The organism is Vibrio navarrensis (assembly GCF_015767675.1).
Taxonomy (GTDB): Bacteria; Pseudomonadota; Gammaproteobacteria; order Enterobacterales; family Vibrionaceae; genus Vibrio.
Genome location: NZ_CP065217.1, coordinates 2,719,711 through 2,734,685, shown reverse-complemented (window position 1 = coordinate 2,734,685; position 14,975 = coordinate 2,719,711). Strand labels below are relative to the sequence as shown.

Sequence of the window (14,975 nt, the reverse complement as noted above, 5' to 3'; positions counted from 1 at the left end):
ACAATATTCTCGCAGATGGCTGGCAAACAAGATAGGCAGAGTCTACAAAAAAACACAACGGATCTTCTTCTGTAGCGGTTGATGTTGATAGAATGTTCAGTCTTATTCTATTCATCAGACCAATGTCGGTAAAATAGGGTATATACTTGTAGGGTTCGTGAGCAAAGGGGATGAAATATGATCCAAGAAGTCATAGAAACGAAGCTGCACAATACGTTTGAGCCAGATTATCTGAGCGTCGTGAACGAAAGTTACATGCACAACGTACCACCAGGCTCAGAAAGTCACTTCAAAGTCATTGTGGTGACTAACAAATTTGAAGGGCAGAGACTGCTTGCCCGTCATCGTCAAGTGAATCAAGCATTAGCCGATGAGCTGAATAATCACATCCATGCGTTGGCGATTCACACCTACACTGAGAAAGAGTGGCGATTAGAACGCGGCGGCGCGCCAGACAGCCCAATGTGTATGGGCGGCAGCCGTGTTTAAAATCGGTCTTTGTACCAAGGCTGGTTTGTTTGATGATTGAGGGAAAGATGGTGTAAACCATCTTTTTTTATGTCCATCAATGGTTCGCTTTCTTAGCGATACTGATTAAAAAATGTATTAACAGCGTTTCAACAAATGAGTGTAACAAATGATAGGTCGAGATCGATAGTTTCTGCCTATGCTAGAAGTTTGTAATCCGGTTGCCATTTGTGCGACGTGTCAAAGTTATGAACAATAGTTAGTCTATATCTCTCAATTCATTCGAAATAAAACGGCTAATGCGTTTATTGGTCATGGCATCAAGTTCGCAAAAGATGCTAAAATATCGCACCTGATAAATCTCTCCAATTTCATGTGAAGAGATTTTTAAAAGGATGTTGCGATTTTGGCGTTTAAAACGACGCCAGAACCGGACACAAATGTCGTGTCTAAAAGTTACGCAATCAAAAGAATCTTTTTCCCGATAAAAGTAGTGCAAGTGCGTATGATTACAATAAAAAAGGGTTTGGACCTTCCTATAGCAGGAGCTCCTACCCAGGTGATTAATGATGGCAAAGCCATCAAAAAAGTCGCCTTGCTTGGCGAAGAGTACGTTGGCATGCGTCCTACGATGCATGTACGCGTAGGTGATGAAGTGAAGAAAGCCCAAATTCTTTTTGAAGACAAAAAGAACCCTGGCGTGAAATTTACTTCTCCAGTGAGCGGTAAAGTTATCGAAGTCAATCGTGGCGCGAAACGTGTCCTTCAATCGGTTGTGGTTGAAGTGGCAGGTGACGAGCAGGTTACTTTTGATAAGTTTGAAGCTAGCCAACTGGCAGGTCTTGATCGCGCAGCGATCAGAACTCAACTGGTTGAGTCTGGGCTTTGGACTGCTCTGCGTACTCGTCCGTTCAGTAAGGTTCCGGCAATCGAGTCTTCAACTAAGGCGATCTTCGTGACGGCAATGGATACCAATCCTTTGGCAGCGAAACCTGAGTTGATTATCAATGGACAAGCTGAAGCTTTCGTTGCTGGATTGGATGTGCTTTCCGCTTTGACTGAAGGCAAGGTTTACGTGTGTAAATCTGGCTCTAGCCTGCCACGCAGCGCGCAGTCTAATGTCGAAGAGCATGTATTTGATGGCCCGCATCCAGCTGGCCTAGCTGGCACCCACATGCATTTCCTTTACCCTGTAAATGCACAAAACGTGGCTTGGAGCATTAACTATCAGGACGTTATCGCTTTCGGTAAATTGTTCCTGACTGGTGAACTGTATGCTGAGCGCGTAATTTCTCTGGCTGGTCCGGTTGTCAACAATCCTCGCTTGGTTCGTACCGTTATCGGTGCAAGCCTAGATGAAGTGACCGATAACGAGATCATGCCCGGTGAAGTGCGTGTCATCTCTGGCTCGGTACTTTCTGGTGTGCATGCAACGGGTCCTCACGCTTATCTGGGTCGTTACCACCTGCAGGTTTCTGTTCTGCGTGAAGGTCGTGACAAAGAGTTCCTTGGTTGGGCAATGCCTGGCAAGAACAAGTTCTCTGTTACCCGTTCATTCCTTGGTCACTTGTTCAAAGGTCAGTTGTTCAATATGACAACCTCGACTAACGGTAGTGATCGTTCAATGGTACCGATTGGCAACTACGAAAAAGTACTGCCGCTCGACATGGAGCCAACGTTGTTGCTTCGTGATCTTTGTGCTGGTGATTCTGACAGTGCGCAAAGCCTAGGTGCTTTGGAGCTGGACGAAGAAGATCTCGCGCTGTGTACCTTTGTGTGTCCAGGCAAATACGAGTACGGTCAGCTACTGCGTGAATGCCTCGACAAGATTGAGAAGGAAGGGTAATTTTCATGGGCCTCAAAAAGTTTCTTGAAGATATCGAGCATCACTTTGAGCCGGGTGGTAAACATGAAAAATGGTTTGCCCTGTATGAAGCTGTCGCAACAGTTTTCTACACACCGGGTCTGGTGACGAAAAAAAGCTCACACGTTCGTGATAGCGTTGACCTAAAACGTATCATGATCATGGTTTGGCTAGCCGTGTTCCCAGCGATGTTTTGGGGGATGTACAACGCGGGTGGTCAAGCAATTGCCGCGCTCAATCATATGTATGCTGGTGATCAGCTGGCAGCAATTGTTGCTGGCAACTGGCACTACTGGTTGACAGAAATGCTCGGTGGCACACTGGCCGCTGATGCAGGTTGGGGCAGCAAAATGCTGCTGGGTGCGACTTACTTCCTGCCTATCTACGCGACGGTATTCATAGTCGGTGGTTTCTGGGAAGTGCTGTTCTGTATGGTGCGTAAGCACGAAGTTAACGAAGGTTTCTTTGTGACTTCTATCTTGTTCGCACTGATTGTTCCGCCAACACTTCCGCTATGGCAAGCTGCGCTGGGTATTACCTTCGGTGTGGTTGTCGCGAAAGAAGTCTTCGGTGGTACTGGTCGTAACTTCCTGAACCCAGCTCTCGCGGGCCGTGCATTCCTATTCTTCGCCTACCCAGCGCAAATCTCGGGTGACCTAGTTTGGACTGCGGCGGATGGTTTCTCTGGTGCTACTGCTCTGAGCCAATGGGCGCAAGGCGGTAACGGTGCGCTAGTTAATGCCGCAACAGGTCAGGCGATCACTTGGATGGATGCCTTCATCGGTAACATTCCGGGTTCAATCGGCGAAGTATCGACTCTTGCTCTAGCTATCGGCGCTGCGTTTATCGTGTACATGGGTATTGCTTCATGGCGCATCATCGCAGGTGTGATGATCGGTATGATCGCTCTGTCTACCCTGTTCAACGTGATTGGTTCAGACAGCAATGCGATGTTCAACATGCCTTGGCATTGGCACCTCGTTTTAGGTGGCTTTGCATTCGGTATGTTCTTCATGGCGACCGATCCGGTATCAGCTTCGTTTACTAACAATGCGAAATGGGCCTACGGTATTCTGATTGGCATCATGTGTGTGCTGATTCGTGTGGTCAACCCTGCATATCCAGAAGGCATGATGCTAGCGATTCTGTTCGCTAACCTATTTGCCCCTCTGTTCGACCACATCGTTGTGGAGAAAAACATCAAGCGGAGACTAGCACGCTATGGCAAGTAATAACGATAGCATTAAAAAGACGCTGTTTGTTGTTATCGCGTTGAGCCTAGTGTGCTCAATCATCGTATCGGCAGCGGCGGTTGGCTTGCGTAGCAAGCAAAAAGCAAACGCACTCCTAGATAAACAAAGTAAGATTGTCGAAGTAGCTGGCATTACAGAAAAAGGTTCTGTACCCGAATTGTTTGCCAAATACATCGAACCACGTCTGGTTGATTTTAAATCTGGCGACTTTGTTGAAGGTGACGCAACCACATTTGACCAACGTAAAGCAGCAAAAGATCCTGCGGAATCGATCAAGCTATCAGCCGATCAAGATGACGCAAAAATCCTTCGTCGTGCAAACACGGGTGTGGTTTATCTGGTTAAAGATGGCGCTCAAGTGTCTAAGGTGATCATTCCGGTTCACGGTAACGGTCTGTGGTCCATGATGTACGCGTTTGTTGCAGTAGAAACTGACGGCAATACCGTATCTGGTATCACTTACTACCAACAGGGTGAGACTCCGGGATTGGGCGGCGAAGTAGAAAACCCATCTTGGCGTGCGCAATGGGTTGGTAAGAAACTGTTTGATGAAAACCACCAGCCAGCGATCAAAATCGTCAAAGGTGGCGCACCTGCAGGTTCTGAGCACGGTGTTGACGCTCTATCAGGCGCAACATTGACCAGTAACGGCGTTCAACACACATTCGACTTCTGGTTAGGTGACATGGGCTTTGGTCCGTTCCTAGCTAAAGTTCGTGACGGAGGTCTGAACTAATGTCTAGCGCAAAAGAGCTGAAAAAGAGCGTGCTAGCGCCAGTATTGGACAACAACCCAATCGCGCTACAAGTTCTCGGTGTTTGTTCTGCACTGGCAGTAACCACCAAACTGGAAACGGCGTTTGTTATGACTATAGCGGTAATGTTTGTTACTGCATTTTCTAACTTTTTCGTTTCACTTATTCGTAACCACATTCCTAACAGCGTGCGTATCATCGTGCAGATGGCGATCATCGCATCTCTAGTAATCGTGGTTGACCAAATCCTGAAAGCGTACCTGTACGACATCTCTAAACAGCTGTCGGTATTCGTTGGTCTCATTATTACCAACTGTATCGTAATGGGCCGTGCGGAGGCGTTTGCGATGAAGTCGGCACCAATTCCATCGTTTATCGACGGTATTGGCAACGGTCTAGGTTATGGCTTCGTTTTGATTACCGTTGGTTTCTTCCGTGAGCTTTTGGGCTCAGGCAAACTATTCGGAATTGAAGTGATGCCACTGATCAGCAATGGCGGTTGGTATCAACCAAACGGCCTAATGTTGCTGGCACCTTCAGCGTTTTTCCTGATCGGTTTCATGATTTGGGCGATTCGCACGTTCAAGCCTGAACAAGTAGAAGCGAAGGAGTAAGGTCGTCATGGAACATTATATTAGTTTGCTGGTTAAATCGATTTTCATCGAGAACATGGCACTCTCTTTCTTCTTAGGTATGTGTACCTTCTTGGCGGTATCGAAGAAAGTGAAGACCTCTTTCGGCTTAGGTATTGCGGTTATCGTAGTACTGACTATCTCTGTACCAGTCAATAATCTGGTGTACAACCTAGTGCTAAAACCAGATGCACTGGCTGAAGGGGTAGATTTAAGCTTCCTGAACTTTATTACCTTTATCGGTGTTATTGCGGCATTAGTACAGATTCTGGAAATGATCCTCGATCGCTTCTTCCCGCCTCTGTATAACGCACTGGGCATCTTCCTACCATTGATCACAGTAAACTGTGCCATCTTCGGTGGTGTGTCTTTCATGGTGCAGCGCGACTACAGCTTTGCTGAATCTGTGGTATACGGTTTCGGTTCTGGTGTGGGCTGGATGCTGGCTATCGTCGCTCTTGCAGGTATCCGTGAGAAGATGAAGTATTCAGACGTTCCTCCAGGTCTGCGTGGTTTGGGTATTACCTTTATCACAGCTGGCTTGATGGCGTTGGGCTTCATGTCATTCTCTGGTGTTCAACTGTAAGTCGGGTAAACCGCAGCAATAAAGGAAATAGTGAATGTATACTATTATTTTTGGTGTAGTGATGTTTACCCTGATTATACTGGCGTTGGTTTTGGTGATTCTGTTCGCCAAATCCAAGCTAGTACCAACAGGTGACATTACAATCTCTATCAATGGCGATCCTGCAAAAGCGATCGTAACGCAACCAGGCGGTAAACTGCTGACTGCACTGGCTGGTGCCGGTGTCTTCGTTTCGTCTGCTTGTGGTGGTGGTGGCTCATGTGGTCAGTGCCGCGTAAAAATCAAATCTGGCGGTGGTGACATTCTACCTACTGAGCTTGATCACATTACCAAAGGTGAAGCTCGTGAAGGTGAGCGTCTAGCTTGTCAGGTTGCTGTGAAGAACGATTTGGATCTTGAACTGCCAGAAGAGATCTTTGGTGTTAAGCGGTGGGAATGTACGGTTATCTCTAACGATAACAAAGCGACATTCATCAAAGAGCTTAAGCTGCAGATCCCTGATGGTGAGTCTGTGCCATTCCGTGCGGGTGGTTACATTCAGATCGAAGCGCCTGCGCATGAAGTTAAGTACGCTGACTACGATGTTCCGGAAAAATTCCGTGGTGACTGGGACAAGTTCAATCTGTTCCGTTACGTTTCAAAAGTGGATGAGCCAATTATTCGTGCTTACTCTATGGCGAACTACCCGGAAGAATTTGGCATCATCATGCTGAACGTACGTATCGCGACGCCGCCACCAAACAATCCAAACGTACCACCGGGTCAGATGTCTTCTTACATCTGGTCGCTAAAAGCGGGTGATAAGTGTACGATTTCTGGTCCGTTTGGTGAGTTCTTCGCCAAAGATACCGATGCAGAAATGGTCTTCATTGGTGGTGGTGCGGGTATGGCACCAATGCGTTCACACATTTTTGACCAGCTAAAACGTCTGCAGTCTAAACGTAAGATGTCTTTCTGGTACGGTGCGCGTTCTAAGCGTGAAATGTTCTACGTAGAAGATTTCGATGGCCTAGCGGCTGAAAACGACAACTTCGTGTGGCACTGTGCGCTGTCTGATCCGCAACCAGAAGATAACTGGACGGGTTACACCGGCTTCATCCACAACGTACTGTACGAAAACTATCTGCGCGATCACGATGCGCCAGAAGATTGTGAATACTACATGTGTGGTCCACCAATGATGAACGCTGCCGTTATCGGCATGCTGAAAGATCTTGGTGTTGAAGACGAAAACATCCTACTGGATGACTTCGGTGGTTAATTCCGCTAAGTGACTGAAACTATGGCTGGCCCTTGTGGGTCAGCCATTCTTTTTTCTTATTAAATGATTTTGACGTAATAGAGTTGATATAGAAAATGGAGGCCAAATTTTGCACCTATTTTCTATATCCATTCCACAATAGGAGTTAAACAAGTGAAAAAGTGGCTTGTTGCATTTGCTTCTCTATTGATTCTCGCTGGCTGTGAAAAGCCTGCAGAACAAGTTCATCTTAGCGGCCCAACCATGGGCACGACGTATAATATAAAATACATCGTTCAACCCGACATCCCGAGCGCTGAATCGATCCAAGCCGAAGTGGATCGCTTGTTGGAAGAAGTGAACGATCAGATGTCGACTTATCGCAAAGATTCAGAGCTGAGCCGTTTTAACCAATACCAAGGTTCAGAGCCGTTTACTGTTTCTGAGCAAACCGCAACGGTGGTGAAAGAAGCTATTCGCCTTAATCAGTTGACTGAAGGAGCGTTGGATGTCACGGTTGGGCCGTTAGTTAATCTGTGGGGATTTGGCCCAGAAGCACGCCCTGAAGTGGTGCCGAGCGATGCTGAACTCGCACAGCGCAAAGCCAAAACGGGCATTCACCATTTATCCGTACAAGGCAATCAACTGACAAAAACCTTGCCGAACTTGTATGTGGATCTTTCGACCATTGCTAAAGGCTGGGGGGTGGATGTGGTGGCCGATTACATTCAGTCGCAAGGCATTAACAACTACATGGTTGAAGTGGGCGGGGAGATTCGTTTAAAAGGCGTCAACCGTGAGGGTATTCCTTGGCGCATTGCTGTCGAGAAACCTTCTGTTGAAGAGCGTGCGATTCAAGAAATTATTGAGCCGGGCGATATGGCGATTGCCACTTCTGGCGATTATCGCAACTACTTTGAGCGTGATGGGGTCCGTTATTCACATATTATTGACCCGACGACCGGTAAACCCATCTCCAATAAAGTGGTGTCGGTGACGGTGCTGGATAAGTCGTCCATGACCGCCGATGGCTTAGCGACGGGGCTGATGGTGCTTGGCGATATCAAAGGAATGGAAGTAGCCAACCAAAACAACATCCCCGTACTAATGATTGTAAAAACGGATGATGGTTTTAAAGAGCTGGTTTCTAAAGCCTACCAACCATTTGTGAAAAAATGACAGGATTGAGTTTAAGCGTATGAGTACATTTCTAATTACCTTTGCGGTGTTTGTCGCGGTGATCGCCGCGATGGCTGTGGGTTATATCTTCCAGAAAAAAGTGGTGAAAGGAAGCTGTGGCGGTTTGGGCGCGGTTGGGATTGAGAAAGTCTGCAACTGTCCAGAACCGTGTGATGCGCGCAAAAAGCGTGAAGCACGAGAGGCGGCCCGAGCACAAAAACTCTCAGAGTGGGAAAAAGACCGCATAGCATGACCTTGTCATTACTCAACCCAGCTTCGGCTGGGTTGTTTTTTCTTTGCAGGGGTATGTGCTAGCACTTGGTTCTATACTTAGGAAATTGGACTTGAAAACCGTTGTTATGTCAGGAGGTACTATGCAACTTCATCAACACGGTATGGCTGAGCTGTTTGAACAGTTAGGGCTTGGCAGTTCACCTAGGGAGATAGATGAGTTTATCGACGCTCACCGTCATCCACGCGACACCACACCACTGCACCAGGCCAGTTTTTGGACCCAAGCTCAAGCGAGTTTTCTGCGTGAAGCGATTGAAGAAGATGCCGATTGGGCAGAGTTGGTCGACCAGTTAGACGTGATGCTGCGCAAATAATGTTAGCCCATGGCGTGACATCAGCGACGTCTTGCTTTGCAAAATCGAACACTGTCCTTATACTGTGTTTTTAAACAGTGTTATCCAGGCGCAAAATGTCAGAACGTGTGAGAAAAATCATTCACGTTGATATGGATTGTTTCTATGCCGCAGTAGAAATGCGTGACAATCCCGATTACCGTGGCCGCCCTTTGGCGGTCGGTGGGCATGAAAAGCAGCGAGGGGTGCTGAGTACCTGTAATTACGAGGCGCGCAAATTTGGCGTGCGCAGTGCTATGCCAACCGCGCAAGCGCTCAAGCTTTGCCCCTCATTGCTGGTAGTGCCAGGAAGGATGCAGGTGTATGTTCAGGTCTCGCGACACATCAGGGAAATCTTCTCCCGCTATACCGACCTTATCGAACCACTCTCGTTGGACGAAGCGTACCTAGACGTCAGCGACTCAACCCAATGTCATGGTTCTGCCACGTTAATCGCACAAGCGATTCGCCGTGATATCTGGCAGGAATTGCAACTGACAGCATCAGCCGGAGTCGCGCCAATTAAGTTTCTGGCCAAAGTGGCTTCGGATATGAACAAACCCAACGGACAATTTGTTATTCCGCCAGAGAAAGTGCAGGAGGTGGTGGATAAACTGCCGCTGGAAAAGATCCCAGGCGTTGGCAAAGTGAGCCTAGAAAAACTCCATCAAGCAGGTCTCTATCGTTGTGAAGACATTAAAAACAGTGATTATCGCGAGTTGCTACGCCACTTTGGCCGTTTAGGGGGATTGTTGTGGAAACGCAGTCACGGCATTGATGAGCGTGAAGTGGTGGTTGAACGTGAGCGAAAATCCGTTGGCGTTGAGCGCACTTTTAGTCAGAACATTTCCAGCTATCAAGAGTGCTGGCAAGTGATTGAAGAAAAGCTCTATCCCGAATTGGAAAAGCGTTTGCAAAAAGCCAACCCAGACAAAGCGATTATCAAGCAAGGGATCAAAATGAAATTTGCCGACTTCCAACTCACCACCATTGAACATGTGCACAGTGAGCTGGATTTGGCCTATTTTCGTCAGTTGCTACAAGATGTATTGCAACGGCAAAAAGGGCGGGAGATTCGCCTACTTGGGTTGAGCGTGATGCTAAAACCGCAAGAGCAAACTCGGCAACTTAGCTTTTTCTAAGCTGCTCTACTTGTTGGTAAACCTTGCTGTATGGCACGCTCTCAAGCTTGGCGAAACCCGTCAGCTTCTTGGCTTTCAGTTTGGTCAGCAAGGGCGTATTGATGCCACAGAGAAAACGAGTGATCAACTGCGAGCTCAATGGCGTTGCACTTTGCGCTTGTAACTCATCGAGCCAACCCTGCGCCTTGTCGTTTGGAAAAATTTGCTCCACTTCAAGCGGCAGATGCGCCACTTGGCCTCGGCACACCGAACAGTGTCCGCAGTGCTTTGGCGCTTGGCTGTCGGCAAAATAGCTGGCAAGGGTGTAGCTTAGGCAGGAGTCCGCTTGGAAAAAATCGAGCATCTGATGTATGCGAGCGACATCACTCCGCTCTTTGTCTTTGAACAGTTGATACAAGCGCTCAGCCAGCGTGCTAAGTGGTTCTTGGAACGGAAACACCCGATAGACATCGGTCATCTGTTTGCTTTCCAGTTCGATCCAACCTTGCTGATGAAAATACTCTAACGCGGCCACGATGCGTTGTCTTTCGGCGCGGTAGGTGAGCCAAAGCGCTTCGAAATCGGTTTGACACCATACTCTGGATTGTGCAGAGCAGTGGAAAATGGCCTCCACAAACTGGCGTCTTTCACCGGAAAAGCGCTGCAAAATCGCGTTGGCGCTGTCGATAAATTTGAAACGATAATCAGCAAAATAGGCAAACTGCGCTTCGATTTGCCCAGCCAGTTCGAGATAAACCAACAGCGTTTTTAGCGGCAGTTGACGGATATTGGCCTCATTTGCCAACCTATTTAGCATCACTTCCCATCGCTCACCTGCATTGGCAATTTGTCTCAGAACGTATGCAATGTCGGCCAGCTCTGGGGTATCGCCGTAGACAAAGTTTTCCAGCACGCTCAAGCCATTTTGATTGGCGAGCAGAATGCACTGTGACGCAAGCCCATCACGTCCAGCACGGCCAATTTCTTGCGCGTAGTTTTCAATCGATTTGGGCAAGTCAAAGTGGATTACGCGGCGGATATTGGCTTTATCGACGCCCATACCAAAGGCGATGGTGGCGACAATGCAATCGAGTTCGCCTTGCATGAACTGCGTCTGAATGGCGTCACGTACGTTGTGATCGAGCCCGGCGTGGTAAGCCGCCACTTTCACACCCGCAGTTTGTAGCATTTGAGCGACAACTTCAGCCGTGTGCTGCAAAGTAACGTAAACAATGGTTGGCGCATGAGGGTCTTGCGCCAGCAAACTTAACAAGGCCTCGCCTTTATTCTCCTCGCGACAAGGCGAGACACAGAGATCCAAGTTGGGGCGATAAAAGCCAGTAATCGTGACATGCTGTGGCGCGATGGCGAATTTATCCTGCATGTCCTCGACCACTGCTTGTGTGGCCGTTGCGGTGAGCAGCAGTACTTGAGGAATATTCAATGCGCGTTGGTATTGAGGCAGTTTGAGATAATCTGGGCGAAAATTGTGGCCCCATTCCGAGATACAATGCGCCTCATCGACCACCATGAGCGAGATAGCCACTTCTGAGATAAATTGACGAAAACGTTCGTTCTTCAACCGCTCAACCGAGATCATCAACACCTTTATTTGCCCCTGTTTGACGGCGTTCATCACCGCCTGAGTCTCTTCTTTGGCTTGACCCGACTCAATAGCCGCAGCGGCAACACCTTTGCTGTGGAGAAAAGCGAGTTGATCTTTCATCAGTGCAATCAGTGGGGAAACGACCAAAGTTAAGTGAGGTAGGCACAGGGCCGGAAGCTGATAACAGAGTGACTTGCCAGAACCTGTGGGGAATATGGCCGCGGCAGAGTGTCCCGACAGCACGTTGTCTATCACGCTTTGCTGTCCGTGGCGCAAACGGTCAAAGCCAAATACCGATTTGAGTGTTGCTTCGAGGTTCATCTCGCTCATGTTTCATTCTCTCCAGTGACGTTCTTGACTATCATAACCGGAAAGCCAGCAAATCTCATGGGGTAGAAGAAGGACAATAGTATGAATCAAAGGGAGAAATCCGTCAGTTTGTTTCCTTGATGTATGCGATAAGTTGTGACAATTTACTGACAAAATACCTATTACGAGCTGTTACAGTTTGGCAAAAATCGTTAAGGAAGCGTAATGAAAAAGCTAGCCGTTTTAATCTCCATGCTAACCACTTTCTCGGTTTCTGCAGCGCAGTGCCGTGTTGATATAAAAAATGAGATCCGTCTTGATGGCGAAGCGGTGGAAATTCATCAACAAAATGGTGACAAAGCCCGTGTGGATAGCCATAACAACCTCTATATTCATGGGGAGAAGATCGAACTCAGCCAAGATCAACAAGCCGCTATCGAATCTTATCGTGAAAACCTCAACGCCTATCTGCCAAAAGCAAAGCAGTTGGCCGCCGATGGGTTAGCGTTTGCCAATGATGTGATTGATGACATCGCAGCCAGTTTGGATGCACCTGGCACTTTTGATAACGTCAAACAGGCGGTGGGCAAGTTCTTTGCCGAGGTTGAATCGCGTTATTACCAAGATGGTAAGCTGGTTCTGCCTGCGGAAAGTTTCTCTTCGATGACCCAATCTTGGCAAGAGGATTTTCAGCGCGCTCAAGAGATCTTCAATAAAGAGTTTTTTGCCAGCGCCTTTGAGGCTCTCTCGAGCAAAATGAAAGGCGAAGGCGGCTTTAACCTCTCGGCACTGTCCGACAGCATGGCCGAGTTGAAGAAAAAGGTCGAAGAGAAGGTAAAAGCGCATAGCAAAGAGGTGGAAAAGCAGACACAAGATTTCTGTGATTCACTGGATGACATGGCGGCACAAGAGCAAGAGATGCTGAAGAAAATCCCAGAACTGAAGAACTATCAAGTCTTTACTATTTAAAGCCAAGATTGGCTTAGCGATGAAACCATCATGAGAGCGCCACAGAGCGCTCTTTCTTTATTCTGGTGTACTGTAATTTTTACAAAGTGATTCGCTGCTTATTTTTCTATTTGCCGAAGATTTGACCAGTTGTGAATGGTTTGACCCAAGATGTTTTGTTATTGTACTTGCTAACTAGTTCATGAGTGCAATTTGGTCGTATGTCACAGCAAACATCTTCTCAACCGAGGGAGCTTTTTGGCTCTCGTCTTGGTTTTATTCTTGCGGCCGCTGGTGCAGCGGTTGGTCTTGGCAATATCTGGGGCTTTCCTACACAAGCCGCATCAAATGGTGGCGGTGCTTTCCTTTTAGTCTATTTAGTGATGATTTTGATCGTCGCTTTCCCGATGCTGGTGGTGGAGATGGCGATTGGTCGTCATGGTCAGGCCAACCCCGTCGACAGTATGCGCGCACTCACCAATCATCCTGTAGGTAAGAAAGTCGGTGGTCTGGTTGGCTGGATTGGTCTTAGCGTGCCCAGTGCCGTACTGGCGTTTTATTCCATCGTCGGCGGCTGGATCATCTGTTTTATGCTGGGAGCGATCACTGATCTGCTCAGTCTCGACGCTGCCAGTGCGTGGTTTAAAGGCTTTAGCGTTGAGCGCAACCTGTTTGGTACCTTGGTTTTCTATGTGTTGACCATTTTGATCGTGCAAGGTGGCGTAAAACAGGGGATCGAAAAGTGGTCTACCCGCTTGATGCCAGCACTGTTTGTGCTGTTTGCTGTGCTGTTTGTCTACATCATGACGCAAAATGGCGCGATGGAAGGGTTGAAACACTATCTCGTGCCCGATTTCAGCAAAGTGTGGGATAGAAAACTGCTCCTTGCGGCAATGGGGCAAGGTTTCTTCTCGCTCACCATCGGTGGTTGTTCGATGCTGATCTACGGCTCTTACCTGAGTAAGAAAGAGAACCTGCCCAAAATGGCGATGAATGTCACCTTAGTCGACACCGCCGTGGCCTTTATCGCTGGCTTAGTGGTGCTTCCTGCCATGTTTGTCGCAATGCAAAAAGGGGTGCAAATTTACGCGGAAGATGGCTCTTTGCTGAGCTCAGATACCTTGGTATTTACTGTATTGCCTTTAATGTTCGACAGCCTCGGCTTGCTCGGACAGCTGTTTGCCGTGGTGTTTTTCTTGCTGTTGACCATCGCTGCGCTCACTTCGTCAATCTCCATGTTGGAGTGCCCGGTTGCGCTTGTCGGTGAACGCTTCAACACCAAGCGCAGCAGCACCAGTTGGGTGCTCGGCGGTTTGATTGCGCTGCTGAGTGTGGTGATTGTCTACAACTTTGGTGCGTTGTTTGGATTGGTCGCGACCATAGCCACGCAATACCTACAACCAACCGCGGCGCTGTTATTCTGCTTATTTGGTGGTTGGGTGTGGAGCCGTCATGCCAAAGTGAAAGAGTTAGAGCAAGGCTATGAAACGTTTTCGCTCGGCTGGTTTGGTAAGCTTTGGCCTGCGTATGTGAAGTTTGTTTGCCCAGTGCTGGTGGCGACCGTGATTTGGGCTTCCTTTGGCTAACTCATTCTTTGGTGGCTACTATGCAAAATGCAACTTTGTTATAGTGGTCACCGTTATTTAGTCAGTATGAGAAAACCTGATGAGTTTAGAGCGTTTTGAAACGATGGATCCCTTTATCCTGTTGAGCATGGTCAATATGAAGCTGCGCGATGAGTTTGGCGATCTCGATAGCTTAGCGAAATTTTACGATATCGATAGAGCGAAATTAGAGCGTAAACTGGCCGAAGCGGGATTTGAATATCTCTCTGAAGTGAAGCAATTTCGCTAACGACAAGCGTTTTGAAAAAGTAAGACCAACCCAAAAGTGGTTGGTCTTTTTCATCACAATTGCCGACCAGTGGATATCGCCGCCATCAACTCTTCTCGGGTAATTTCTTCGCTGACAGGTAAAGTGCGTTTTTTCACACTGAGCAGTAAAAAGGTAGTGTTATTATTTTTGTTCTCCTCAATCCCTTGTTGAACAATAGATAGATTCGGGTACACAGAAGCCAATCCACAAGACCCAATCGCAGCTGTCCCCGTAGGAAGTGTTTGCTCTGCAACCTTTTTTGCCGCAAGGGAAGTACTACCAGAAATAGGCAACTCGGTGGCGTTGATACTTTTTTTTCAACCCGTTATTTGCGCCAAAGCTGCAGGGTGAGAGGCGATAGAATATATTTTATTTTTATCTTCCACGTCTTTTCCATTCATTAGTGCACACATTTCTATTGGGATTGTAATCAACGCTTTTACTTGAGTTATATTATATTTCTGTAAGGCTTCGATGCTCGCTTGGACCGGTTTGCCAGCAATAGTTTAATTTT

At 47.7% G+C, this 14,975-nt stretch carries 16 protein-coding genes; 14 read left to right on the top strand and 2 right to left on the bottom strand.

The features are described from left to right. The first annotated feature begins 177 nt into the window (after positions 1 to 177). The 11 genes from bolA to dinB all read left to right on the top strand — a co-directional run bounded on the left by bolA (position 178) and on the right by dinB (position 9,744). Positions 178 to 489 (top strand): transcriptional regulator BolA, encoded by a 312-nt coding sequence (gene bolA / locus I3X05_RS12925; protein ID WP_045571088.1) that lies wholly within the window; start codon positions 178 to 180, stop codon positions 487 to 489. 484 nt (positions 490 to 973) lie between these two features. After that, positions 974 to 2,314 carry a Na(+)-translocating NADH-quinone reductase subunit A gene (locus I3X05_RS12920; RefSeq protein WP_082069718.1) on the top strand — a complete coding sequence of 447 codons (1,341 nt, stop codon included), beginning with the start codon at positions 974 to 976 and terminating at the stop codon, positions 2,312 to 2,314. 5 nt (positions 2,315 to 2,319) lie between these two features. Next, a complete protein-coding gene (locus tag I3X05_RS12915; protein WP_039465269.1) occupies positions 2,320 to 3,564 on the top strand; it encodes an NADH:ubiquinone reductase (Na(+)-transporting) subunit B in 1,245 nt (414 codons plus the stop codon). Beyond that, positions 3,554 to 4,321 (top strand): Na(+)-translocating NADH-quinone reductase subunit C, encoded by a 768-nt coding sequence (locus I3X05_RS12910; RefSeq protein WP_045571086.1) that lies wholly within the window; start codon positions 3,554 to 3,556, stop codon positions 4,319 to 4,321. Before I3X05_RS12915 ends, I3X05_RS12910 begins: the two co-directional genes overlap by 11 nt. Next, the gene (locus I3X05_RS12905; protein ID WP_045571085.1) at positions 4,321 to 4,953 is read left to right on the top strand and encodes an NADH:ubiquinone reductase (Na(+)-transporting) subunit D; all 633 of its coding nucleotides are present in this window, start codon (positions 4,321 to 4,323) and stop codon (positions 4,951 to 4,953) included. The genes I3X05_RS12910 and I3X05_RS12905 overlap by 1 nt, the downstream gene beginning before the upstream one ends. A gap of 7 nt (positions 4,954 to 4,960) precedes the next feature. Continuing rightward, the gene (gene nqrE / locus I3X05_RS12900) at positions 4,961 to 5,557 is read left to right on the top strand and encodes an NADH:ubiquinone reductase (Na(+)-transporting) subunit E (RefSeq protein WP_055051426.1); all 597 of its coding nucleotides are present in this window, start codon (positions 4,961 to 4,963) and stop codon (positions 5,555 to 5,557) included. 34 nt (positions 5,558 to 5,591) lie between these two features. Continuing rightward, complete coding sequence (nqrF, locus tag I3X05_RS12895) at positions 5,592 to 6,818, top strand: NADH:ubiquinone reductase (Na(+)-transporting) subunit F (RefSeq protein WP_337970774.1); 1,227 nt, start codon at positions 5,592 to 5,594, stop codon at positions 6,816 to 6,818. Positions 6,819 to 6,971: 153 nt separating this feature from the next. Beyond that, positions 6,972 to 7,976 carry an FAD:protein FMN transferase gene (locus I3X05_RS12890; RefSeq protein ID WP_045571082.1) on the top strand — a complete coding sequence of 335 codons (1,005 nt, stop codon included), beginning with the start codon at positions 6,972 to 6,974 and terminating at the stop codon, positions 7,974 to 7,976. Between the two features lie 19 nt (positions 7,977 to 7,995). Beyond that, complete coding sequence (gene nqrM / locus I3X05_RS12885; RefSeq protein WP_039430318.1) at positions 7,996 to 8,229, top strand: (Na+)-NQR maturation NqrM; 234 nt, start codon at positions 7,996 to 7,998, stop codon at positions 8,227 to 8,229. A gap of 121 nt (positions 8,230 to 8,350) precedes the next feature. Next, on the top strand, positions 8,351 to 8,584 hold the full coding sequence (locus I3X05_RS12880; protein WP_039433425.1) for a DUF2789 domain-containing protein: 234 nt from the start codon (positions 8,351 to 8,353) through the stop codon (positions 8,582 to 8,584). Positions 8,585 to 8,679: 95 nt separating this feature from the next. Further along, a complete protein-coding gene (dinB, locus tag I3X05_RS12875; protein ID WP_337970773.1) occupies positions 8,680 to 9,744 on the top strand; it encodes a DNA polymerase IV in 1,065 nt (354 codons plus the stop codon). On the opposite strand, the gene I3X05_RS12870 is transcribed toward dinB, so the two are convergent. Beyond that, positions 9,731 to 11,650, bottom strand: coding sequence for a RecQ family ATP-dependent DNA helicase (locus tag I3X05_RS12870; RefSeq protein WP_413470427.1), 1,920 nt, complete (start codon positions 11,648 to 11,650; stop codon positions 9,731 to 9,733). The genes dinB and I3X05_RS12870 overlap by 14 nt on opposite strands. Before the next feature lie 213 nt (positions 11,651 to 11,863). Between I3X05_RS12870 and I3X05_RS12865 the strand changes: the two genes are divergently transcribed. The 3 genes from I3X05_RS12865 (at position 11,864) to I3X05_RS12855 (ending at position 14,440) form a co-directional block, all read left to right on the top strand. Next, a complete protein-coding gene (locus I3X05_RS12865) occupies positions 11,864 to 12,607 on the top strand; it encodes a YggN family protein (RefSeq protein WP_193166952.1) in 744 nt (247 codons plus the stop codon). Between the two features lie 200 nt (positions 12,608 to 12,807). Continuing rightward, complete coding sequence (locus I3X05_RS12860) at positions 12,808 to 14,172, top strand: sodium-dependent transporter (RefSeq protein ID WP_193166951.1); 1,365 nt, start codon at positions 12,808 to 12,810, stop codon at positions 14,170 to 14,172. 79 nt (positions 14,173 to 14,251) lie between these two features. Next, on the top strand, positions 14,252 to 14,440 hold the full coding sequence (locus tag I3X05_RS12855; protein WP_045571078.1) for a DUF4250 domain-containing protein: 189 nt from the start codon (positions 14,252 to 14,254) through the stop codon (positions 14,438 to 14,440). Positions 14,441 to 14,493: 53 nt separating this feature from the next. Here the strand turns inward: I3X05_RS12855 and I3X05_RS12850 are convergent, their stop codons facing one another. Further along, complete coding sequence (locus tag I3X05_RS12850) at positions 14,494 to 14,754, bottom strand: prephenate dehydratase domain-containing protein (RefSeq protein ID WP_193185844.1); 261 nt, start codon at positions 14,752 to 14,754, stop codon at positions 14,494 to 14,496. Positions 14,755 to 14,975: the final 221 nt, after the last annotated feature.